The organism is Microcoleus sp. w2-18bC1 (genome assembly GCF_036700365.1).
Lineage (GTDB): Bacteria > Cyanobacteriota > Cyanobacteriia > Cyanobacteriales > Microcoleaceae > Microcoleus.
Map to the genome: position 1 here is coordinate 1 of NZ_JAUBOS010000054.1, position 22,597 is coordinate 22,597.

Annotated in this window: 16 protein-coding genes and 1 pseudogene; 7 read left to right on the top strand and 10 right to left on the bottom strand. The window is 45.6% G+C overall.

Annotated elements, in window-relative coordinates; genetic code table 11:
- Positions 1 to 162: 162 nt before the first annotated feature.
- Both petD and petB read right to left on the bottom strand, forming a co-directional pair.
- Positions 163 to 645: a cytochrome b6-f complex subunit IV gene (gene petD / locus QT979_RS21870; RefSeq protein WP_333082815.1), complete on the bottom strand. Its 483-nt coding sequence runs from the start codon at positions 643 to 645 to the stop codon at positions 163 to 165.
- Positions 646 to 829: 184 nt separating this feature from the next.
- Positions 830 to 1,498, bottom strand: coding sequence for a cytochrome b6 (gene petB / locus QT979_RS21875; RefSeq protein WP_015174799.1), 669 nt, complete (start codon positions 1,496 to 1,498; stop codon positions 830 to 832).
- 185 nt (positions 1,499 to 1,683) lie between these two features.
- On the opposite strand from petB, the gene QT979_RS21880 reads away from it, so the two are divergent.
- On the top strand, positions 1,684 to 1,917 hold the full coding sequence (locus QT979_RS21880) for a hypothetical protein (protein WP_333226859.1): 234 nt from the start codon (positions 1,684 to 1,686) through the stop codon (positions 1,915 to 1,917).
- Between the two features lie 180 nt (positions 1,918 to 2,097).
- Here the strand turns inward: QT979_RS21880 and QT979_RS21885 are convergent, their stop codons facing one another.
- The 3 genes from QT979_RS21885 to QT979_RS21895 form a co-directional block, all read right to left on the bottom strand.
- Positions 2,098 to 3,159: a calcium-binding protein gene (locus QT979_RS21885; protein ID WP_333311672.1), complete on the bottom strand. Its 1,062-nt coding sequence runs from the start codon at positions 3,157 to 3,159 to the stop codon at positions 2,098 to 2,100.
- A 246-nt stretch (positions 3,160 to 3,405) separates the two neighbouring features.
- On the bottom strand, positions 3,406 to 10,683 hold the full coding sequence (locus tag QT979_RS21890) for a DUF4347 domain-containing protein (RefSeq protein ID WP_333311673.1): 7,278 nt from the start codon (positions 10,681 to 10,683) through the stop codon (positions 3,406 to 3,408).
- 339 nt (positions 10,684 to 11,022) lie between these two features.
- Positions 11,023 to 11,919, bottom strand: a complete 897-nt coding sequence (locus tag QT979_RS21895) for an AraC family transcriptional regulator (RefSeq protein WP_333311674.1) — start codon at positions 11,917 to 11,919, stop codon at positions 11,023 to 11,025.
- 200 nt (positions 11,920 to 12,119) lie between these two features.
- Between QT979_RS21895 and ctpA the strand changes: the two genes are divergently transcribed.
- Positions 12,120 to 13,358, top strand: a complete 1,239-nt coding sequence (gene ctpA, locus QT979_RS21900; RefSeq protein ID WP_333311675.1) for a carboxyl-terminal processing protease CtpA — start codon at positions 12,120 to 12,122, stop codon at positions 13,356 to 13,358.
- A 223-nt stretch (positions 13,359 to 13,581) separates the two neighbouring features.
- Here ctpA and QT979_RS21905 read toward each other — a convergent pair whose 3' ends face one another.
- Positions 13,582 to 13,998, bottom strand: a complete 417-nt coding sequence (locus tag QT979_RS21905) for a slr1601 family putative cell division protein (RefSeq protein ID WP_333311676.1) — start codon at positions 13,996 to 13,998, stop codon at positions 13,582 to 13,584.
- 285 nt (positions 13,999 to 14,283) lie between these two features.
- Positions 14,284 to 14,379 (bottom strand): photosystem I reaction center subunit XII, encoded by a 96-nt coding sequence (psaM, locus tag QT979_RS21910; RefSeq protein ID WP_015174804.1) that lies wholly within the window; start codon positions 14,377 to 14,379, stop codon positions 14,284 to 14,286.
- Between the two features lie 346 nt (positions 14,380 to 14,725).
- Here psaM and QT979_RS21915 point away from each other — a divergent pair, with 346 nt between their 5' ends.
- Both QT979_RS21915 and QT979_RS21920 read left to right on the top strand, forming a co-directional pair.
- Positions 14,726 to 15,496 carry a TerC family protein gene (locus QT979_RS21915; RefSeq protein ID WP_333311677.1) on the top strand — a complete coding sequence of 257 codons (771 nt, stop codon included), beginning with the start codon at positions 14,726 to 14,728 and terminating at the stop codon, positions 15,494 to 15,496.
- A 145-nt stretch (positions 15,497 to 15,641) separates the two neighbouring features.
- Positions 15,642 to 15,752, top strand: a pseudogene (locus QT979_RS21920) (Uma2 family endonuclease); the annotation flags it as partial.
- Between the two features lie 277 nt (positions 15,753 to 16,029).
- Here the strand turns inward: QT979_RS21920 and QT979_RS21925 are convergent.
- Positions 16,030 to 16,950, bottom strand: a complete 921-nt coding sequence (locus tag QT979_RS21925) for a PIN domain-containing protein (RefSeq protein WP_333311678.1) — start codon at positions 16,948 to 16,950, stop codon at positions 16,030 to 16,032.
- A 51-nt stretch (positions 16,951 to 17,001) separates the two neighbouring features.
- On the opposite strand from QT979_RS21925, the gene QT979_RS21930 reads away from it, so the two are divergent.
- Positions 17,002 to 17,337, top strand: a complete 336-nt coding sequence (locus tag QT979_RS21930; RefSeq protein WP_333311679.1) for an element excision factor XisI family protein — start codon at positions 17,002 to 17,004, stop codon at positions 17,335 to 17,337.
- A 58-nt stretch (positions 17,338 to 17,395) separates the two neighbouring features.
- Here the strand turns inward: QT979_RS21930 and QT979_RS21935 are convergent, their stop codons facing one another.
- The gene (locus QT979_RS21935) at positions 17,396 to 18,484 is read right to left on the bottom strand and encodes an ABC transporter ATP-binding protein (protein ID WP_333311680.1); all 1,089 of its coding nucleotides are present in this window, start codon (positions 18,482 to 18,484) and stop codon (positions 17,396 to 17,398) included.
- A 126-nt stretch (positions 18,485 to 18,610) separates the two neighbouring features.
- Here QT979_RS21935 and QT979_RS21940 point away from each other — a divergent pair, with 126 nt between their 5' ends.
- Positions 18,611 to 20,332 carry an iron ABC transporter permease gene (locus QT979_RS21940; protein WP_333311681.1) on the top strand — a complete coding sequence of 574 codons (1,722 nt, stop codon included), beginning with the start codon at positions 18,611 to 18,613 and terminating at the stop codon, positions 20,330 to 20,332.
- 29 nt (positions 20,333 to 20,361) lie between these two features.
- Positions 20,362 to 20,883 (top strand): pentapeptide repeat-containing protein, encoded by a 522-nt coding sequence (locus QT979_RS21945; RefSeq protein WP_333311682.1) that lies wholly within the window; start codon positions 20,362 to 20,364, stop codon positions 20,881 to 20,883.
- A gap of 65 nt (positions 20,884 to 20,948) precedes the next feature.
- Here the strand turns inward: QT979_RS21945 and QT979_RS21950 are convergent, their stop codons facing one another.
- Positions 20,949 to 21,998 carry a Fe(3+) ABC transporter substrate-binding protein gene (locus QT979_RS21950; RefSeq protein ID WP_333215379.1) on the bottom strand — a complete coding sequence of 350 codons (1,050 nt, stop codon included), beginning with the start codon at positions 21,996 to 21,998 and terminating at the stop codon, positions 20,949 to 20,951.
- Positions 21,999 to 22,597: the final 599 nt, after the last annotated feature.

Sequence of the window (22,597 nt, forward strand, 5' to 3'; positions counted from 1 at the left end):
CTAAAATCTAAAATCTAAAATCTAAAATCTAAAATCTAAAATCTAAAATCTAAAATCTAAAATCTAAAATCTAAAATAAAATGACGCCCGCTAAAGTTTCCCACCAGTACAAAAGCACTTTACAGGAAAGCCGCAGGCGTCAAAATCAAGCAAACTTAAATCTTAGAAAAGACCCAGTGTGAAAGATTTGTCGATCGGGAAAATAGCACCAATACCCAACCACAGAGTTACCGCAGTTCCCAACAGGAAAACAGTAGTAGCAACAGGGCGGCGAAACGGATTTTGGAACTTATTAACATTCTCGATGAACGGAATCAAAATCAAGCCAACGGGAACACCGGCCATGCAAGCAATACCCAACAATTTGTTAGGCAAAACGCGCAGGAGTTGGAACACAGGCCACAAATACCATTCCGGCAGAATTTCCAGCGGAGTAGCAAAAGGATTAGCAGGTTCGCCAACCAAAGCCGGGTCTAGTACAGCCAAACCCACGCACAGAGAAATCGTTCCCATGATGACTATAGGGAAAACGTAGAGCAAGTCATTAGGCCAAGCTGGTTCGCCGTAATAGTTGTGACCCATGCCCTTAGCGAGCTTAGCGCGGAGCGCGGGATCGCTCAAATCTGGTTTTTTGATAATAGACATAGTGAGAGTGTTCTCCTTTTAGTTTTACCCGGGCCTGGGATTCCGCTGTATTCGTTAGTCTGAATCAGCGGTGCGATCGCAGGAAGTATTAGCCGTAAATAAATATCATGAGTCATGAATTCTGAATTTTCAACTCACAATTCAGCGGGGGGGCAAAAAAAATACCGCCCCCAAAACTCAAAACTTACAACGGGCCAGAGATACCTTGCTTGCGAATCATCAAGAAGTGAGCCAGCATGAACACTACAATCAGCCAAGGCAACACAAAAGTGTGCAAGCTGTAGTAACGAGTCAAAGTGCCTTGACCGACGCTGACACCGCCGCGCAGCAGTTCAACCATCAAAGAACCAACAAACGGGATAGCTTCGGGGACGCCGGAAACGATTTTAACTGCCCAGTAACCGATTTGATCCCAAGGCAGTGAATAGCCGGTCACGCCGAAAGAAACAGTGATGACTGCCAAGATTACTCCTGTCACCCAGGTTAATTCGCGGGGCTTTTTGAAGCCGCCTGTCAGATAAACCCGGAAGATGTGCAAAATCATCATCAGCACCATCATGCTTGCAGACCAGCGGTGGATGGAGCGGATCAGCCAGCCGAAGTTGACTTCAGTCATCAGGTATTGCACTGAAGAAAAAGCTTCTGCTACCGTGGGACGGTAATAGAAAGTCATGGCGAAGCCGGTGGCAAACTGGATCAGAAAGCAAACTAAAGTAATTCCGCCCAAGCAGTAGAAAATATTGACGTGCGGGGGTACATACTTTGTAGTGATGTCATCGGCGAGCGCCTGAATTTCCAGGCGTTCCTCAAACCACTGGTAGGTTTTTGAGTCGGTGATTTGTTTAGAAAACATGGAGCCAGAATTCCTAAAAGAATATTGCTGTGGTTGAGGTTCAGGGCAGCAGCCACAAGGTTTTTTGTCGCCCCGCGCCGAGCAGCTTGCTTTTACTAGCAAATGCCTGAGGCTATTTTTTAAATTTGGAGCTGACGAAAGGAACTCTCTTGTGCGATCGCCTGCAAGCCCTGGGAAACTAAGCGGTGGCTTGTCCCTACTCGCTGGCGTTGCCCGATCGAATTCCAGACTGTGATAAAAAATGTAACATAATTGCCGTGCAATTTTCACGCGGGCGATCGCTTTTTGGACACTTAAAAGGCTTTTTTCGGAATCTCAACATCCGCCCAAGCTACTATGCGGGGAAGGCTGAGCTACAGCAAGCAGTCCGAGCCGGAAACGGGTTTGCCGGGAGAGGCCAAATTTCATCTCGATCGTAAAACTTTACCTTTTGGCCCCAAACGCCCTCATTGTTGATCTAGTAACCCCAACCGGTTCGATCGTCCAACCGAATCTTGTTTTGTAGTCAGGACTGCAGTCTTTACTAACAAAATCTGCTGGCTGCAACCTGCCTACTTCGGTCAAAAAAGCCGGTAATTGCCCCCTTCCGTAAAGTCCTATCACAATTGAAAAGAAAGCAAACTTTCCACAAAAACTGGCAGTATTGGCGAGAAAGGAGTGGGACGCGGCGGTATCGGAAAGCGAATTCCCGGCAGAGATGGCAAGGATGGAAAGTCTCGCGATGGCGGTGTAAACCCAGTCGAAACGATCGTGCAATCTGATGGACTCACATCTGTAACATTTTTAACGTCGGCGATTAAATCCGATCCGACAAATATCCGAGTTCCCCGTGTCATACCGTCATCATAAGATTCAAATCGGTAAGAGAAGAAGTTAGAACCATTACGATCTTGTACGAAACCAACAACTTGAATTTTGTCGCCTTCGACCCGGTTAAAATCCTCAATAACGGCATGGCGACCTTCACCGCCATAGAAGAGGTAAGGGCGGGCATTTAATGAACCGAGAACAAATATGTCGGCTCCATTTTGCCCGATTAAATAATCTATTTGTTCTCCAGTTGATGAAAAGCTGTAACCCACTAATGTGTCATTGCCCGGCCCGCCAATCAGGGTGTCGCTGCCTTCATTTCCCTCAAGCAAATCGTCTCCTGAATTGCCGTTAAGGTAGTCATTATCTAAGTCACCTCTTAAAGTGTCGTTGCCACTGTCTCCCAACAGGAGATCGTTATCTTTGCCACCCATTAACAAGTCGTTGTTGAAGCTACCAAACAAGAGATCGTCTCCATCTCCTCCGAGCACCGTATCATTGCCTTGACCGCCGATAAGACAGTCATTGCCAGACCCTCCCAAGATACTATCATTATCGTCTTCTCCTCTGATTAAATCCGCGCCTTCGCCACCCTCAAGAATATCATTCCCGGCACCTCCTTCAATTTTGTCATCGCCTTCGCCACCGCTGAGACTGTCGTTACCAGAGTAGCCCAAAAGGCGATCGTTACCGATTCCACCTGCGAGACTATCATTTCCTTCTCCGCCATCTAAAGTGTCATTACCACCCCAACCAAATAGAGTATCATTGCCTCCAAGCCCGCACAGGGAATCATCGCCAATTCCACCTACTAATAAATTATCGAGATTGTCACCGCATATAACTACCATAAAATTTTACTCCTGAAAACTATTTCACAACAGTCAATCAATTTGAGATTTTGGATTTGAGATATTGGATTGTTCCCGTCCACTCAATTTTGGGTTTTGAATTTTGTAATAACTTTAGTCCTGATTGACATTTTGTAGTAAGGGATGCAAGTCTTGCTTCACCTAAATCTGTAACAGAGAACTGAAGTCCTTACTAGAAAATCCATTTTCTGTAGGGACACAAGATTTGCCTGTGTCCCTAATTTTTCAACTGAAATCAGCGATGCTAATTTGGTTGGCTGTCACGCCATTGATAGCAGCTAAAATTTCACCTGTTGCTGTCAAGGTGATTAAAGTTGCACTGTTGCTAGGGACAATAGAAAGTTGCGAGAAGGTTAAATTGTCGGCAAGTGCGAGGAAGTCGATGCCTGGTTCAAAATCGAAAATGATATCGCTGCCAGAATTGGCTGAAATTAAGAAGCGATCGCTCCCATTTCCTCCTATCAAGCTGTCATCGCCGTTTTCACCGCTGAGGAAATCGTCACCGTTACCGCCCAGCAGAATATCGCTAGCTTGACCGCCGAAAAGGCTGTCATTGCCTTCACCTCCACTCAAGCTATCTTGACCGCGATTTCCAAATAGGATATCTTCCCCATTACTGCCGAACAAAATATCGATTTCTTTGCCACCGTAAACAGTGTCATCGCCATCGCTACCGTCGAGGGAATCATTGCCTTGATTGCCATGTATCCAGTCGTTGCCACCTAAACCGCTGAGAGTATCATTGCCGCGTTTGCCGGCCATTGTATCGCTGCCGCTGTCGCCGGAGAGGTTGTCGTCGCCGTCAGTGCCGGTGAGATTGGAGTTACCTGCGATCGCATCTATTTCTCCTTCAATCACCGCCACAGCAGGTGTATCGGGCAATGTCGTTTGTTGAATTTTGGTATCTAAGGCAGTACCCGTATTTTCGGCAATAACTTGGGCGATCGATTTCGTACCTGTACCAACTGCTTTTAAGTCTTCAGAGGTTGCGCCTAGGGCTACTTTTTGCACGCGGGCAACTTCTCGGTTAATTGAAGCTGTTGCAGTGTTGGATACAACTTGGTCAATGCGCTGATTTGCTTCGGCCATTACCTTAGCTGCATCCGGGGCAATTTGCAACAATTGCTGAGTGTTTAAATCCGAGTCAAATTGTTGCGCTGCTGTGGCGGCGCGATCGACAATTGTTGCTAACTGGTTGGGATCGCTGAGATTGAGAGTTGTCCCCGATTGAATTTGTTGAACGATCGCACTTACAACTGCTTTTACGCTGTCGGTATTGTCCAGAATCGACGCACCGTCTATTAAAGCAGCAGTTTGGGTAATGACGTTTTGTACCTTGACCATTGCAGTCAAAGTTTCTACTCCACCCGCGATCGCATTTTCGGTAGCTGCGATCGGATCTAAGCTAGTTATGTCAACATTAGCGGGAATGGAAAGAGAAGATTTGACAAGAGATTCGGCGCGATCGCTGTCAATTCCTTTGTCAATTAAATCCGCTACTAAAGTGGTTAACAAGGTGACAACAGTAGCGTAAGGCGGGGCAGTGACAGGGGTTTCCAAAGGCAAACCAGTTGCCGTATCAATGCCGCCGAAAGCAACAATATTGCCTTCCTCTGGATCGAGTTCGCCATTTTGATTTTTGTCGAAAATGGTGGAGTCGAGATCGAGATCGAATTCGCCGTTATCGCCAGTAGTAGCAGAAGGTTCACTAGCATCAAGTACACCGTTTTTGTTGGCATCGAAAAAGACAGTAGCACCAGCGATGTAACCGTCAATCACAAAACCGCCGAGGCCATTACTCTTGAACCGAATTACCTCGCTAACACTCGCGCCAGATTCATCAGTTCCCGTTACTTTCAGCCAATAATTGAACGATCTTGGACGAGTTGGGCCTAAATTAATCGTGCGAGTTGCCGAATTAAAAGTTAGCCAGGAAGGCAAAGGAATTTCCGGGAAACTTGAACCGGCAATTGGTTGGCGATAGGAACCGCCATTGCGATCGGTTCTCCAGGTAAATGCAGATGAACTTAAATCGCTAAAATTTGCCAGGGCGATCGAATAATTAATGCTGTCGCCCGGATCGGGGTCAGTATCGGTATTGGCTGCTAAATTAAAAGCATTACCAGTTTGAGAAAAACCCAGCGCTGCACTTTGAGAAAACACAGAACGATTTACAACTGGCGGGTTGTTGCCGACAATACCTTGACCCAAAGCCAGCATATCAACGCGCTTGAAGTTTAAGCCAGTATTGATCACGTTATCGTCTTCGTCGTCGCCGTCATTAATCGTGACACCGGTTGACTCCAAGAAATTCGCAAACTCAGTTGGGGTTAGTCGGCGGCCCAAATCTCGCTGCGCTAACTGCTGCGCTAGCACTGCTATTCCAGCAACATGAGGTGCAGCTTGACTGGTACCAGAATAGTTCGTCAAAGGGCCGCGCGGGCCAGCACCGGTAATTAAAGTACCGGGAGCAAAAACGGTTGTTAAAGTGGAGTGGCGCTGAGAATAGGGTGTAATGCGATCGGCATCGGTGGTATAACCAATAGCGCCGAAGCCGTGTGTCCGATAACCCCGGTTCGCATCGTACACCGCACCAATTGAGAGTGAGTTAGGATCGGCTGCGGGGTAGGCAACCCCCTGAACGCTGTTATAGCCCAATGGCCCGAAAGCATTACCTGATGCGGAAACAACAATTACATTCCGTGCTGCTAGGGCTGCTAGTTCATCACTAATGCCGCTCGTGTCGGGGCTGTTGTCATCGTCGTCCCTAATGCCCCTCGTTTGGGGGGTGTTGTAATTGCCGTTATCACCGAGTGACATATTCACACTGGCGATATTGTACGCCGCTGCATTTTCTATCACCCACTGCAAAGCTTGTTCTATATTCGCGAAAGTGCCACTGCCCGTATCATCCAAAACTTTGAGATGAATGATGTTAGCACGGGGTGCCATCCCTGTCTGGACTCCATTTTGGGAAGTAGCAATACTAGAGACGTTTGAACCGTGTCCGTCAACGTCGTCAGCTTCGTCATCGCCATAGGCGTAATCGTAATTGTAGACAATGCGATCGGCAATGCCGTCTGAATCACTATCAGAACCAAAAAATGGGTCGTCTAGATCGATCCCAGTATCCAAAATTACTGTTGCAAAACCATTGCCGTCTATTCCGGCAAAACGCGGTGCTGCGCGGAAATCATCGATGTTAATCAGCGGGGCAGATATGTCAGTGGCGGGAGTGAATGTTCCGTCTATAACTGAGATCAACTCTCCAGCTTTGTAAACTCGGTCATCTGAACCTGTAGTGGTGATGCCTGGAAGACGAGGTTTAGCAGATAGATCGAGATTGTAAGGAGTTTCTCCACCGTTGGCTAAGGAGACTCGGACGTAATAAGTACCGTGTTCTAAAGTGCGGTTAATTGACTCGGATGCGGTGCCCAAATTGTTGGAAGTGGCGATCGTATTTCCGCCACTGTCGAGCAACTCAACTTTAGCATCTGCATTCAGTCCGCTCAGCGACAAGTTGAAGTCATTCCTAGCACCTAAACTGAATTTGTAGTAATCATCAATCTTGCTGCTGCTGATAGCATCCTTATAGCTTCCGGTACTGGAACCTACAGTGATTTTTCTGACTAAATTATCAGCAGGTATCGCCGGCGGCAAAACTGTAGGCGTTGGTGTTGGTGTCGGCGGCAAAACTGTAGGCGTTGGTGTTGGTGTCGGCGGCAAAACTGTAGGCGTTGGTGTTGGTGTCGGTGTAATTAAAGGTGTTGGTGTTGGTGTTGGCGTCGGTGTTGGCGTCGGTGTAATTAAAGGTGTTGGCGTCGGTGTTGGCGTCGGTGTAATTAAAGGTGTTGGTGTCGGGGTCGGTGTTGGCGTCGGTGTAATTGGCGGGGTTGGCGTTGGCGTGGGCGTGGGCGTTGGTGTTGGCGATGTTGGTGTGGGCGTTGGTGTTGGCGATGTTGGTGTAATTGAAGGTGTTGGTGTTGGTGTGGGCGTTGGTGTTGGCGATGTTGGTGTGGGCGTTGGTGTGGGCGTTGGCGATGTTGGTGTTGGCGTGTCATTGTCGGTTATGGCGACAGTGACAGGCGCGATCGCAATTCCGCTATATTTCGCGTCGGTACTTGTTACCGCGTGATTGATTGTGCCAGTGTGAGTACCTTCTACAACTGTGTCATCCGTCGCAATCACAGTTACAGTTTGGGTAATATTCCAATTAGCAGCGTCGAAACTAATGGGAGTGATCGCACTTATTTGATTTCCCCCGTCAAAGCTGACTGTTACGGGCGCGGTTGGCTGCGAATTTAGCTGAAGTGTATAACTTCCCGTTGCACCGCCTTCTACTGCTGTGGTACTGGCCGGATTAACGGTAACGCCGACTGTATCGCTGTCGCTGTTAGTAGCGCTGACATCGGAGGGATTGAAATTGTTGTAATTGCTGTCTGTACTAACAGCAGCCTCAGTAACAATAGTGTAAGCAATATCGCCGTCAGCGATATTGTCGCCAACACCTGTCACCGTTACCGTCTGCGCCTGATTCCAGTTATTAGGAGTGAAACTTAAGGTATTAGTAGAAACTGTTCCTTCTGCAGGATTAGAACTGCTTAAAGCGACAGTAACAGGTGCCGTAGGTTGAGTGTTGAGGACAACACTGAAATTAGCCGTACCTCCGGCTTCTGTTGTAGTTAATCCTGCTGTGGGATTAACGGTAATGCCGGGAGTTTCGTTGTCGCTATTTGTAACGCTGACATCGGCAGCATTGAAATTGCTGTAATTGCTGTCTGTACTAACAGCAGCCGCAGTGAAAATAGTATAAGTTTGACTGCCGTCTGCAATATTGTCGTCAACGCCAGTAATAGTTACTGTTTGCGGCGCACTCCAATTGGCGGGAGTGAATGTCAGCGAGGGTGTAGAAACTGTTCCCTCGGCAACATTGGAACTGCTTAAGCCAACAGTCACGTTAGCAGTTGGTTGAGAGTTGAGTTGGACAGTAAATGTTGCTGTTCCTCCTGCTTCTGTTGTCGTTAATCCGCTATCGGGATTGACTGCAATTCCAGCAGTGTCGTCATTAGTAATAGTAGTTGTCGCACTAGCAGTTGTAATTGTTGGAGTCGGGCCTGGTGCGATCGGATTTGATAAGGTGACAGTAATAGTTTCATCCGGTTCGATCGCACTGTCGCCCAAAACATCCAAAGTAATCGTTTTCGATATCTCGCCCGCAGCAAAATTAACCGTACCATTAACGTCAGTTGCCCCGGAAGTGCCACCGATATTGTTGTAATCGCTGCCGTTTGTAGCAGTTCCGGCGATCGCATAATTGACGCTGCTGGCTGCACCTATACCGCCACTGCGAGTAACGGTAAAAGTAACGGATACAGTTCCCGTATTGCCTTCAGCTACCGCAGCTACAGCGGTGGAAACGGCATAAGAAACAGTGTCGTTACTGGGAATAGTTAGGGTCGCTTGATTTGTCGTCCCTGCAATGTCACCTGCGATCGTACCAAAGTTGAGAATGACTGTTTCTGCATTCTCAGCGATATTGTCCGGTTTAATAGTGACTGCAATATTTTGTTCTGTACTTGTTCCACCTGCGGGAAAAGTTACGGAAGTCGGCGATATGGTGTAGTCAGAATTTTCGGTAGCGCTGCTGTTGGGGTCGATGACAATGGGTACAATGACATCAGCAAAAGGAGTGCCGCCGCTGATAGTAACGGGGATATTAACGACTGTATCTGCATCCCCTTCAGTTCCGCTGAAAGTAGACGTACCGAAATTAATTGTGTTCGGCGAATTCAAGAGAACTGAAACATTATTAGAACCTCTGTTAGCAACTGCGAGATCGAGTCTGTCGTCCGCATTGAAATTTGCGATCGCCAGAGAACTCGGATTTGTTCCAACGCTAAAGTTAGTCGCACTGCTAAAACCGCCAGTTCCATTTCCCGCCAAAATTGAAACGTTATTAGAAGCGCTGTTGCTAACAACTAAATCTCCTCTACTGTCGCCATTAAAATCGCCAATTTTAATGGCACTTGGGTTTAAGCCAACATTAATATTGGTCGGATTGCCAAAACTGCCATTTCCTGTTCCAAATAAAATTGAGATGCTGTTAGAACCGCTGTTGGCTACCGCGAGATCGAGAAAATTGTCGCCGTTCAAATCTCCAACTGCGATCGCACTCGGACTTTGACCGACATTAATATTAGTCGGATTGCCAAAACTACCTTGACCATTTGCCGATAATATGGTAACACTATTAGAATTTCGGTTAGCGACGGCGAGATCGAGGAAATTGTCGCCGTTAAAATCTCCCGCAGCGATCGCGCTGGGACTTTGCCCAACATTCACAGTAACAGGAGTGGAAAAACCGCCTTGTCCCGTTCCCAGGTAAATGCCAACATTGCCTTCAGGTACAAAACCATTGCCGCTGGATTGAGTAATGGCAATGTCGAGTAAATCATCAGCATTAAAATTGCCGACAGCGATCGCGCTAGGATTTTCGATGGCAGTCAAAAATCCCGGACTGTTAAAGTTGCCATTACCCGATCCTAAAAAGATATAAATGCTGCTAAATTCGACACCTTGTGCGGAAGTTATCACTAAGTCGGAAAAGTTATCCCCGTTAAAATTGCCAACTGCGATCGCGGTAGGCCCCAATACCGGAGTCAAATCAGTTCCAGAGTTAAACCCTCCTTGACCATTTCCCAGTAAAATAGAAACCTTACCCGAGGTGGGGTTAGCAACAGCTAAATCTAAGATGCCATCGGTATTGAAATCGCCAGCCACAACAAAGGATGGACTGGTTCCCGCATTAAAATTATTAGGAGAACTAAACGTATTGAGAACGTGGTTGTAAGCTGCGATCGCTTCTGGCAGAAATACAATCCCAGCTTTAATTGTCCCCGCTGTTACTGTTAATTCCCAATCGCCGCCTTTGGCCACACAACCTGTTAAATTATTAGAAGCGGCAACATTTGCTCCTGTTATTTGACTCAGGTTTTTTACAAATTCTTTCCCTATATTTCCTTTGGCAACATTGCACCCGTAGAGCAAAATTTCGGCATTTTGTGTCAGCCCGCCCGCCCATTCTTTAACTGTTTTGACAAAATTGTCGGTGCTATCTCTCAACTTTTGCCAATTCAATTCAACGTTGCCCAGTTGCAAAGAACCGGGCTTTCCGTGGGCAATAATGTGAATTACTGAAAATTTCCTTCCCTGCAAAGCTTCGGCAATTTGTTCGAGGCCGTTGCGGTTAGTTTCTAATTTAATTACTTCGGTTTCAGGGATAATGCCGTCGATTAATGTTTGACAGTCGGGGACGGCAGCATCGATAAATGCGATCGCTTTTGAGGAAAGTTGAGTCATTGACTTTAGGGAAACAGCCGTTGGGGCGATCCCTAAGTCTGGGATGTTTAAGTCTGGAATGTTATCGTTATTACAGTTTGCGGCAGTGAAGGATTGGGGACTTGTGCCGGCAGGAAAGTTGGTACCGGTACTGAAAGTAGACATGATTAATTTACCTAGCTGATACTTCTGGTTTATGAGATGCCAGCAAGTGTACAAAAGCACCAGCTCTGCTGTATTGTAAATTCTTGCGGAAAATTTGGGAAAAATATAATTTTCTTGCGGAATTTATCCCTATTTGATGAAGAATTGTAACAGCGCCGACGGGCTGGGGTTTTTATACGACAAAAGTTACGCCTAAATACCAAAAAAACCGGGTTTTGTACCAAAATATACAGGTTTCCCGATCGGGTAAAAAACCCGGTTTCTGAATCCCCGCAAGCCCTAGGCAAAAATACTTGGCAACTACAAACTGCTTTTAATGTGACAGGGGCTTGAGTTTTGTTAAAGCCGATCGCGATATTGCTTAGGAGTCAAACCGACAATTTTGCAGAATGTCTTACTAAAGTGACTTTGGTCGTAAAATCCCACTTGCTGGGATATATATTTTATTGATAACTTCGGTTTTTTCAACAACTGTTTTGCTTTTTCAATTCGGCACTGGGTCACGTAATGATGGGGCGTAACTCCAGTCGATTGTTTAAACATACGGCTGAAATGATAAGAACTAATGTTCACTAAATTAGCAAGTTCACTTAAGTGCAAATCTCGGTTTATGAATTCATTAATGTAATGAATAACTAATTGCAATTGACCGGGGTCAAGACCGCCTCCCACATCTCGCCGGTTAGGTTTTTTCGCGCCATAGCGGTGCAGTATGTGCAGTGAAAGCGCGTTTTTCAGTGCATCGACATAAAGAGTACCGTTTAATCCGCCTGATTCCAGTTCGGTTTTGAGAGCCCAAGCAATTCCGTGAACCAACGGATCGCGGGTTTGCCATTGCGGTATAATTTCAATGGAATTTGAATTGATCGATTCGCCAACTGTATTGTCGAAGTCGGTAGGTTCAAGAGCGATCGCCATAAATTCATAGTTTCCGGCTGCAACTGTTTGGAAATAAGTACCAGCAGCAGCGATGAAAATCTGCCCACTTTGCCACGATTCGCTACCGCAGTTTTTCCCGTTCACTGTTCCTTTGAGTGTTGCTGGATTGAGCATCAAGCCAACCGTGTGCTGTTCGAGACAGTGTTCGGGACATTCGTTTGGTGGCTGACAGTGATATTCGACATGAATTCCTTGCCACTTTGCGCCGTGACTCGACAGGATTGCAGGGCGCGGGAGAATCACTTTCATCGCGTCTGTCTTGGCAAAATCAAGAATTAATGGTTCCTGTGAGGACATAGCTGGCACCGACTGGACGAGTTGCTATTTTGTAGTTGACAAATCCTCGCCGTTCTACGGCGAGGATTTTTCTAAGCATCCGAGTGCCTTCGGGACTGACCGTCGGGAAACAAATCTGAGTTAAATCTGCAACAGCGTTCCCAGCGTACAAACCTAAAATACATAAAATGTAATACTTACTGGTATTTTACAGAAAAATCATGCACAGACGAGTTTTCCAGATTGCTATTGTACTTTGCCTCCAAGTCGTCCTGGTTCTGGGCGCGTGGGCGCAGCCCGCGGCGGCGCTGACTCCTGAACAGCAGCTTTTGAGCGAAGCTTGGCGAATTGTCAATCGCTCTTATGTGGACGACAGCTTCAACTCTCAAAACTGGTGGTCGATTCGCCAAAAAGCTGTCAAGGAACCGCTTAACGACAGACAGCAGACTTACACGGCGATTCAGGGGATGCTGGCGAAACTCGACGACCCGTTCACTCGACTGCTGAAACCCGAACAGTACCGCAGTTTGCAGGTCAACACTTCGGGAGAATTGACGGGTGTGGGGCTGCAAATTGCGATCGACCCCCAGACAAATACTCTGACAGTGGTGGCTCCTTTGGCCGGCTCACCGGCAGATAAAGCTGGTATCGAACCCCTCGATCGCATTCTAAAAATTGATGGCACTCCTACCTCTGAATTGAGCCTAGACGAAGCAGCAACTCGAATGCGCGGCCGCATCGGCACTCCCGTTACCTTGACCTTGGGGCGCGAGGGAAGGGACGTTGCTGAGGACATTGAGCTAGTGCGCGATCGCATTGCTCTGAATCCGGTTTACGCCGAATTGCAGTCGGCCTCGGAGAATTTGCCGCTGGGCTACATTCGCTTGAGTCAATTCAGCGCTAACGCCACTGAGGAAGTCGCTCACGCGATCGACCGCTTGGAAAAACAAGGAGCCGCCGCCTACATTCTCGACCTGCGGAACAACCCGGGCGGACTGTTGCAAGCAGGGATTGAAATTGCCCGCCTGTGGCTCGATTCCGGGACGATCGTCTACACGGTGAACCGACAGGGCATTCTCGGCAGTTTTGAAGCCTCTGGACAAGCCCTAACTAACGATCCGCTGATTGTTTTGGTGAACAAGGGAACTGCCAGTGCTAGCGAAATTTTGGCGGGTGCGCTGCAAGATAACGGCAGAGCTCAACTGGTAGGAGAAAAGACTTTTGGCAAAGGACTGATTCAGTCGCTGTTTGATTTGTCTGACGGTTCCGGGTTGGCCGTGACTGTTGCTAAGTACGAGACACCGAACCATAAAGATATTAACAAGCTGGGGATTTCGCCCGATCGCGTAGTACCTTTGGAACCCATCGCGCGCGATCAAATCGGCACCGCAGCAGACTTGCAATATCAAGCTGCACTGCAACTACTGAAAGAAAAAACCGTGCTGGCAAAGTCAGTATAAGCCTGAGTTTGAAGTTTTGAGATTGCAATAGGTGACAATACGCAGGTCTGTCTGTCTCTGCGTTTGCTTCGCCACGAGAGACAAGAATAATCCTAAAAACTCTTTTATTCAAAAGTGATATCACGTCCGACAGATTCATCTGTCATTCTTCGCTGTGCGAACCAATGACATACAAGAATGATGCACATCGGACGTGATATCAAAACCCAAAACAGCCATTCCCTTAAGGTTGGGGGGTTGATTCCTCGGCGTCGGGAACCTCGACTTCTTGCAAAATCACCGGACGCTGCTGCGGGTCAGCTTGGTTGCTTTGCTCTTGCATCACAGTTTTAGCAAGACTAGGGTCAAAGTAGCGGTTAAAGTCCGATCGCGACTGATTTACTCGCCCTTGGGTAAGATTGACTTCAGCTTGGATTTCGTGCAATTTTTCTTGCACCGCCCGGTAGTGAGGCCAAAGCTGAAGCAAAGCAGAAGTCGCACAGACTGAAAGTACCATGTTGACTGCCAACTTGACGCCTGTTTCGGCCGCGAGGGTTTGGTGAGGGTAGGAACGCTGGCGGCTGCTGCTGCGACGAGGAGTAACCCGAGGGGAGTTTTTTACAGGACGCAGTGGGGTAACGGTGGGTTGAATCGCTTGCATAATTTTTTTTCAAATACCTGAGACTGACGTTTTAGAGTTCACAAGAGCAAATTCTGAGCTTAACGCACACTCGCCGCTGTTTGTCAGGGTGCTGACAGCCAAAATTGTTGAGACAAAGGTGACGCCTGAAGACGGAATTTTCCCATAAAAATGCCTGCCCTTGCAGTCTCGTCTTGCGGAACACAAACAATCTACTGCACTGGGGCAGCAATTGTCTGTATCTGTAATGCGAGAGATTTAACTGCTCAGGCAGGCGTTTTGCGGTTCGCAACTGGTGTCTGGAAACTATTTGTACAGTTCAGTTGACAGCCGGAAAGCCAAGATTCCGGGAATCAAAGCAATTACGAGCGCTACGTAGACTTGGGTATCTGTTAAAGACATATTCGCAAAACTCCTTTTCGCGGGCACGAGCTTTCACCAATTTGAGACAAATTGGCACTTTTGGGAATCATTTGTTACAACTTGCAACACAAATGGTGCCTCCGGGGAGGAGTGGCGCAGTGGCGCAGTGGTGCAGTGGCGCAGTGGCGCAGTTTTTGAGTGTCGGAGGGGGAGAATTTTTCCTGGTTTCCTGGGACTGCTTCCTTCGGACGTTGTTCGGACGATCGCCTCCCACAGAATTACCGCGTTAGGTTAAGATTTAAAGGAAGGTGACACTAACGTTAGACAGAGCGGGTAATTTGCGCTGCGCTCGACCCTTGCCAATCTTAGGTGCACAAAATAGTTAATGCTAGATCAATTTCTCGACGCTTCACCCAATTTTGGAGTTGACGGCTTTTTATTATTGTTGGTTTTGGTGGCTTTGGAGGCTGTACTTTCGGCTGACAACGCGATCGCCCTGGCGTCTATTTCTAAAGGTTTGGAAGATGCCAAGGATCAGCAAAAAGCTCTCAACTTGGGTTTGATAATTGCTTTTGTTCTGCGGATCGCCCTAATTTTAACGGCTACTTGGGTGATCCAATACTGGCAGTTTGAGCTGCTGGGTGCTCTTTACTTGCTGTGGCTTGTTTTCCAACATTTTACTTCAGAGACAGACTCTGAAGGAGAACATCACGGGCCCAGATTTGCGACTGTGTGGCAAGCAATTCCCATGATTGCTTTTACGGATTTAGCGTTTTCATTGGATAGCGTTACTACTGCGATCGCTGTTTCTGACGACACTTTTATCGTCGTAACAGGCGCTACTATTGGAATTATTGCCCTGCGATTCATGGCCGGGTTGTTCATCCGCTGGCTGGATGAATTCGTTCACCTAGAAAGTGCTGGTTACATCACAGTTGGGTTCGTGGGAATGCGGTTGTTAGTGAAAGTAATTAATCCAGATTTAGTTCCTCCGCAATGGCTGCTGATTTCCAGTATCGTCTTGATGTTTGTGTGGGGATTTTCTAAGCGTACTCCCGAACCAGTCGAGATGACAAAATCTCTAGAAATGGCTCTGAATCAGCCGGATTCAGAAGTTTCTGTGCCAGAAGCTCAAGGACAGAAGTCCGAAAATTAACATACTTTCCTTTGAATAAAATTAGCTTAAATCTGTCAAAACAACAAGATTGAAGGCTGGTCAAAACGTGCAAAAGCCTTTCATCCCGGTGACTTTAGTCGGGGGATGAAAGGCTTTTATTTTGTAATATTGTTTCCTTCACTAGCCGATCGAACTTATGGGAGTACAATTAAGCCTATGGTTCGGCAGTTATCAAAATCAGACTCAGCAATGGTTAGACTGGTGGGATAGCGAGGGGAATTTGTTGCTGACGGGGTTGGTGGCATATTGGCGATCGATCCAGATCTGATTTTAGCCTTGGTGGTTGCTGTATTTTTTGAGGCTTTAGGGAAATAAGGCGGGCGAGGGGAAGAGGTTGTAGGCGATCGGGTTTCACCTGTCGGTAAAAATGTAACGTTCCTGTTGAGTGGCTGCAAATAACCTTTTCAATACCATCGAGCCCTTGATAGTCCGCTCCAACAGGATTGTTATACTGTATGGTCATTTCTACTCAACAAAATCCTAATCAGGTTGGGAACAAAGAGTTGTCATTGTTATAATTCTTCTGAATCATATGTTCTAAGGTACTGAATATAATGACCAGGTGAGTGGAATCCCGATGGCAAATACATAGATGTAAGCTTCCCTTGTTCAACAATAGAGAAAAGATTTGGGGCTTCTGTTTGAGCTGCCGAATCAGAAAGTTCCTCTTCAGTAATGATTTTAAGCTCCTCTTCTGTAGGCAGTTTATCAATCTTTTCTAAACTATTTTCATTGAAATGTTTCAACCCTTCTGCCAAGGTTTCAAAACAAAAAATTGAAGGAGTAGCAATGTTAGTGTTAGCTTTAACTAATTCATTATATAAAAATGAATTTAGATAGCTTTTTTTCTTAAAGGCTGTATAGTAGTCTGTATCCTTGGTGATAATCCAGATATTTTCTGAATCACTTGAGCAATTTTTGAATTGCTCCCAAGATACTTGATCGCCTAAAGGATCATTTGGTTTACCTGGTGGATTACCTACCTCTCTTCTATACCTTCCTGCTTGAATTTCATGTTCAGATGCTTCGAGAACACCTTCAAAAAGAAGGCGAAAAGTTTGTGAAACCTTATCACTGGAACACATTATTTCTTCAAGCGTTTTGTGTATGATATCTTCAAGCTCTTTGTAGAGCTTTTGGTTTTTTTGGTATATCTCCTTGCTCTGACTGTTCCATTTTTGTAGGTTTGTGCTTTCCACTTCTAGATGTTCGGGTAAATTGATTGGTTTAATATTTGAAAGGTTATTAAAATGATTGATCAAGCTTCTCTGAGCTACATCAAGTTTATTTCTGTTAACTTCATTGACAATTTGTGAACCTATAAATAAGCTATCTTTAATCTCCAAAAGGGAATCCAGTAATTTTTTTAACTCCGGCTTGTTGCTATCAAAAAAATTCAAGTATATGTTTGCATCAATAAATATTTTTTTCATAAAGCTGGCTACCAACTAAACATAATGAATAACTAAGTATTATAACATATAATGGATAACTCACTAAGCTATGCAGACATCCTCAAAAAAACCCTGCAAGAAGCAACTCTCGCCCAACCCAGTTTACAGGCGATCGAGCTTTACCCCGTCTGTGATGTCGATTCGGGTCACTTTCTGATTCTCGCTACAGGCTGGGATAAACAGCGCTGGATTGACACGATTCTGTTTCATGCTCGTTTAGTCGATAATCAAGTTGTAATTGAAGAGGATAACTTCGAGGAAGGTCTAAGCCAAGCGCTGATTGCAGCGGGTATAAAAGCAGAGGATATCGTGACTAGCCCCTTCCCTGACAACAGCGATAGACAGAAAACCTATCAGACAGTATAAGGAAGAAGGAAGAGAGAAGAAGGGGAGGATTTTTCGCCAATTAGCAATTAGCCATTAGCTAGGACTGAGGCTTACCGACAAAGAAAGCTAAGGGAGAATTTTCACCACAAGATAACCGAACTTTAGAACCAATGGGAAAAACATTTCCTGTGGTTGTAAGTGCATATAACTTTTCGCCAGACGGAGTTTTTAAACAATAACGATTTTCTCTACCTAAAAATTGGCGATCGCAAACCACAACAGCCGAATCTTCATCTAAGTATAAACTCAAGTCTTCCTGCCGAATCATCAATTCTCCTTCAGTAGAAACATCACAAGGAACTTTTACAAATGAATCTCCTTTAACAGCAAAACAACCTACTTCTGTTTCCCAAAAATCCTGCTTCAACGATGCCGACACAAAATTAGCTTGCGTCACAAACTCAGCCACAAATCTAGATGCTGGTTCTTGATAAACTTCCTCTGGAGTGCCAAACTGTTCTAATTTGCCTTGACGCATCACCGCTACCCAATCTGAAATCGAAAGTGCTTCTTCGCGATCGTGCGTGACAAATACACCAGAGGTTCCCGTTGCTTTCAGAATCTCGCGGACTTCCTGACGCAATCTTAACCGTACTTGTACATCTAAATTACTCAACGGTTCATCTAGTAAAATAATCGCAGGTCTAGGGGCTAAAGCACGGGCCAGGGCCACTCGCTGTTGCTGACCCCCGGATAATTCATGGGGATAACGGTTTTCCAATCCTTCTAATCCCACCAACGTTAATGCTTCGGTGACACCTTTCTGAATATGATGCTTTGACTCTTTTCCTTGATGCGTCAAGCCAAAAGCTACATTTTTCGCGACAGTCAAATGGGGGAAGAGTGCATAGTCTTGAAACACCATACCAATGTCTCGCTGTTCCGGCGCGACTGACATATTAACACTGGCTACAGTTTTCCCTGCTAGGGCGATCGTCCCTGCTTGTAGCTGTTCAAAACCAGCAATTAACCGCAGCAACGTTGTTTTCCCACAACCCGATGGCCCCAACAACCCCAGTATATCTCCCTGATGTAAGGTCAGGGTGACAGATGCCACCGCAGGTGATGCAGCTTGGGAATACTGTTTTGTTACACCATCCAAATGCAGAATTATCGGTCGAGCCATTATTGCTATAAATAATCAACAACTTACTATTCTACAATATACCAGTTTAGTGAGATTAATTATCAAAAAGACTTGACAAATGTTTACACCTACTGATAAAATAGCAAGCTAAACTTTTTACTAGCGATGAAAAATTCCCAAAAATCACTACAGCAAACAGGAATCAGGACAATCCAATGGCTATCGACGTTACGCGGTTTATCCGCTAGTGGGTGGACACTTGCGGTCATCACTTTAGCATTGCCGATCGCCATACCAGTCATCAGTGTCTTATCCAGTATCTTTTTTGAAGCTAAAGATACATGGCAACATTTAACCGATACAGTTTTAACCCGTTATATCGTCAACTCTTTATTGTTAATGATCGGTGTAGGCTTTGGTGTTGTCGTGATTGGCGTAGGATGTGCATGGCTAGTAACAATGTGTCGCTTTCGGGCCAGTCCCATATTTGAATGGGCATTACTGTTACCCTTAGCGGCCCCAGCTTATGTCCTAGCTTATACTTATACAGACTTTTTAGAATTTTCCGGTCCAGTTCAAACTGCTTTGCGTTATATTTTTGGCTGGAGTTATGGAGACTATTGGTTTCCTAACGTGCGATCGCTCCCTGGAGCCATCTTAATGCTAATCTTAGTTTTATATCCATACGTCTACCTATTAACACGAGTTGCATTTTTGGAGCAATCCACTTGTACCCTAGAAGCTAGTAGAATACTTGGCTGTAGCCCTTGGCGGAGTTTTATGACAGTTGCCTTACCAATGGCAAGACCTGCAATTGTTGCAGGTTTAGCACTGGCTTTGATGGAAACTCTCAACGATTATGGAACTGTTCAGTATTTTGGAGTTGATACTTTTACCACAGGTATTTATCGGACTTGGTTTGGCATGGGAGAACGAATTGCAGCCAATCAATTAGCTGCCCTGCTATTATTATTTGTTCTGGGTTTAATTTTACTAGAACGCTGGTCTCGCAGTCGGACTAAATATTATCAAGCTAGCAGTCGATATCGCCAATTACAGACTTATCAGCTTAAAGGAATTAGGGAAATTTTAGCGGTAATTGCTTGTTTAATGCCGCTGTTTTTGGGTTTTTTATTGCCAGCCAGTCTTTTAGTAAAGTTGACCTTAGCTAATTGGCAACTCACTTTAGATGAACGTTTTTGGATCTTTGCCCGTCATAGTTTAATTTTGGCAACATTGACAGCAATTTTAGCCGTAGTTATTGCCTTGATTATGGCTTATGGGTTACGGTTATATCCTAATTTAGGAGTGCAGTTAGGAACGAGAGTTGCGGCAATGGGCTATGCTGTACCTGGTTCTGTGATTGCAGTGGGGATTATGGTTCCCATTGGAAAATTTGACAATCTATTTGATAGTTGGATGCGTGAAAACTGGGGAATTTCTACAGGCTTGTTGTTAAGTGGTACGATCGCAGCTTTGGTATTTGCCTATATAGTTCGCTTCCTAGCTGTTTCTTTAAATGCGGTAGAGTCAAGTTTGAGCAAAATTAAGCCTAATTTAGATGATGCGGCGAGAAGTTTGGGTTATAGCCCGATGCAAACTTTAGTTACAGTTCATACACCAATGATGACCGGAGGTCTACTAACTGCCATGATGTTAGTATTCGTTGATGTAATGAAAGAGTTACCTGCTACTATAATTATTAGACCGTTTAACTTTGATACCTTGGCTGTGCGAACTTATCAACTTGCCTCAGATGAGCGATTGGCTGAAGCTTCTGGCCCAGCATTGGCAATTGTTTTAGTGGGGATGTTACCGGTTATTTTATTAAGTTGGAAAATTGCGCGATCGCGCAAGTCTTCAACAGATTTAACGGTTAACAGTTAAAGGTTAACATTATCCCTTTACAAATCCAGATGATTAATAAAAATTCACCAATGTTTCCCCGCACTACTGGCACAATCTTCTTCTTACTACTTACTGTTTTTGTCACCTTTGGATGTCAAAAACAGGTCGCAGGTCCCCTCGAAACATTACAAAAAACTAAGCAATGTCCAGGATGTGACCTAACTGATACCAAGTTAAGTGACATCGATTTAACAAGCGCTAATCTCAATGGTGCTAAGTTGGAAGGGGCTGTGCTAGAAAAGGTCAAACTTAATGAAGCCTTACTCGATAGCGTCAATCTCAAAGGTGCAAATTTAAAAGGTGCTTCTCTGGAAAAAGCAGGTTTATTTTCTGCTGATCTCACAAATGCTGATTTGAGTAATGCAAATCTCAAGGGGGCTTTTTTGCGAGGGGCAAAACTGAATAATGCCAATCTTAGTAATGCCAATTTAAGTGAAACTGACTTAAATAGTGCTGATTTGACGGGGGCAAACCTGACAGGGGCAAACCTGAAAGGCGCTATAATGCCAGATGGTAAAATTAAAAATTAAAGTTGATTGGATTCGGCGGTTTCAACCGCCGAATCACAAAGAGTAGCTTCTTGTTCAAAAAGCCTCTATTTCCATCCTGCGCGATCGGAAATCTTTAAAGCTTCAGGGTTATTTTTCCCAAACACATCAGGGTTGAGAGGGTCAGATTTGAATGTACCAAAACTGGCAACGGCAGGATCGATCGCCACACCTGAAATCACAGGGTACTCGTAATTACCCCTAGCAAAAAGTTGTTGCGCTTCGCGACTGGCTAGGTGTTCCAAGAATTTGGTCGCGCCTGCTTTGTTACGGGAGGTTTTGACTACACCACCACCACAAATATTGACGTGGGTACCCCGATCGCGCTGGTTGGGGAAAAATACACCTACTTTCGCCGCGATCGCTTGTTCTGCTGGATCTTTGGATTTCATTAAGCGAGCTACATAATAGGTATTAACAATGGCAAGATCGCCTACCCCAGCAGCAACAGCCTTGATTTGTGCCGTATCATTTCCCTCTGGAGGACGCGCAAAATTAGCGACTAATCCTCGCGCCCAAGCTTCTGTTTTTTGAGCTCCATGAGCTGCTAACATAGCCCCAACCAGAGACTGATTATAGATATTAGTGGACGATCGCACTAAAATTTTGCCTTTCCACCGAGGTTCTGTCAGCGCCTCATAGGTTGACAATTGAGCAGGGTTCACCTTGCTTTTGTTATAAACAATCACCCTGGCCCGGCGCGATAGACCAAACCAGAAACCTTGAGGATCTCGCAAACTTGCTGGAATTGCCGATGTCAGGACTGTTGAAGAAACAGGTTGCAGAATACCTGCTTGTTTGGCCCGCCACAAACGTCCACCATCCACCGTGATGAAAACATCAGCAGGGCTATTTGCACCTTCACTTCTGATCCGTTCAATTAGTTGGTCAGCATCCGCCTCAACGAGGTTAACCTTGATCCCAGTTTTTTTGGTGAAGCTTTGGTACAACTCATTATCAGTATCGTAGTGACGTGCTGAATAAAGGTTGAGAGTGCCGGTTTGGGCTGCGACAGGGGCTTTTTTGCTTAGTTCCCCCACGGCCACGACAGCCATTGCTGTACCACTGGCAAGAAAAATACGCCGAGAAATGCTCATTGTTCTATAATGATAGATTTTTTCATCTGGTAATTGACACGATGGTCTCTCTACAGCCATCTATAGTCAGTGCTTTACTATATTAATGCAAATAATTCTTATTTGATGATCGAGATCGTAACTATTTTAGGGCTGACGCACTGCTGGTCAGAAATCCGGTCTCGACTTCGCTCAACCGGCAGTTTTTTTCCGAAAAGACTTTGTTATAGCCCAATACGGTTCAATTAGTGCTAAAAAAACCGATCGTGCGTAGGTTGGGCCCGTGGAACGAACCCTCCGTTTCACTCCGCCCAACATTTTCGCTACAATTTTCCTTAACCCAAGCGTATTGTGTTATGGCCCGCCGATTAGGTCAAAAATTTGGCGTTGCTAAATTTGAGCATGATTATTGTAGGGTGTCCCGCCTGCGATGAAAATACACGCCTTCGCGCGAACAGAGCCCATCCCACAAAAAAAATCCAAATCATGCCGCAATTATGCAACGCCAAATTTAAAAAGATTCTTTAAACAACCTCGCGCGCCCAAAAAAAAGCAACAGCCATCTCCCAAGCGATTCGCGTCACCGCCATGTATCAAATGCCCGACTTCGCAACCAGGCT

Excerpts from the sequence above, each read along its gene's own strand:
- petD (WP_333082815.1), bottom strand. The coding sequence starts at position 645 with ATGTCTATTATCAAAAAACCAGATTTGAGCGATCCCGCGCTCCGCGCT.
- petB (WP_015174799.1), bottom strand. The coding sequence starts at position 1,498 with ATGTTTTCTAAACAAATCACCGACTCAAAAACCTACCAGTGGTTTGAG.
- QT979_RS21885 (WP_333311672.1), bottom strand. The coding sequence starts at position 3,159 with ATGGTAGTTATATGCGGTGACAATCTCGATAATTTATTAGTAGGTGGA.
- QT979_RS21890 (WP_333311673.1), bottom strand. The coding sequence starts at position 10,683 with ATGTCTACTTTCAGTACCGGTACCAACTTTCCTGCCGGCACAAGTCCC.
- QT979_RS21895 (WP_333311674.1), bottom strand. The coding sequence starts at position 11,919 with ATGTCCTCACAGGAACCATTAATTCTTGATTTTGCCAAGACAGACGCG.
- ctpA (WP_333311675.1), top strand. The coding sequence starts at position 12,120 with ATGCACAGACGAGTTTTCCAGATTGCTATTGTACTTTGCCTCCAAGTC.
- QT979_RS21905 (WP_333311676.1), bottom strand. The coding sequence starts at position 13,998 with ATGCAAGCGATTCAACCCACCGTTACCCCACTGCGTCCTGTAAAAAAC.
- psaM (WP_015174804.1), bottom strand. The coding sequence starts at position 14,379 with ATGTCTTTAACAGATACCCAAGTCTACGTAGCGCTCGTAATTGCTTTG.
- QT979_RS21915 (WP_333311677.1), top strand. The coding sequence starts at position 14,726 with ATGCTAGATCAATTTCTCGACGCTTCACCCAATTTTGGAGTTGACGGC.
- QT979_RS21925 (WP_333311678.1), bottom strand. The coding sequence starts at position 16,950 with ATGAAAAAAATATTTATTGATGCAAACATATACTTGAATTTTTTTGAT.
- QT979_RS21930 (WP_333311679.1), top strand. The coding sequence starts at position 17,002 with ATGGATAACTCACTAAGCTATGCAGACATCCTCAAAAAAACCCTGCAA.
- QT979_RS21935 (WP_333311680.1), bottom strand. The coding sequence starts at position 18,484 with ATGGCTCGACCGATAATTCTGCATTTGGATGGTGTAACAAAACAGTAT.
- QT979_RS21940 (WP_333311681.1), top strand. The coding sequence starts at position 18,611 with ATGAAAAATTCCCAAAAATCACTACAGCAAACAGGAATCAGGACAATC.
- QT979_RS21945 (WP_333311682.1), top strand. The coding sequence starts at position 20,362 with ATGATTAATAAAAATTCACCAATGTTTCCCCGCACTACTGGCACAATC.
- QT979_RS21950 (WP_333215379.1), bottom strand. The coding sequence starts at position 21,998 with ATGAGCATTTCTCGGCGTATTTTTCTTGCCAGTGGTACAGCAATGGCT.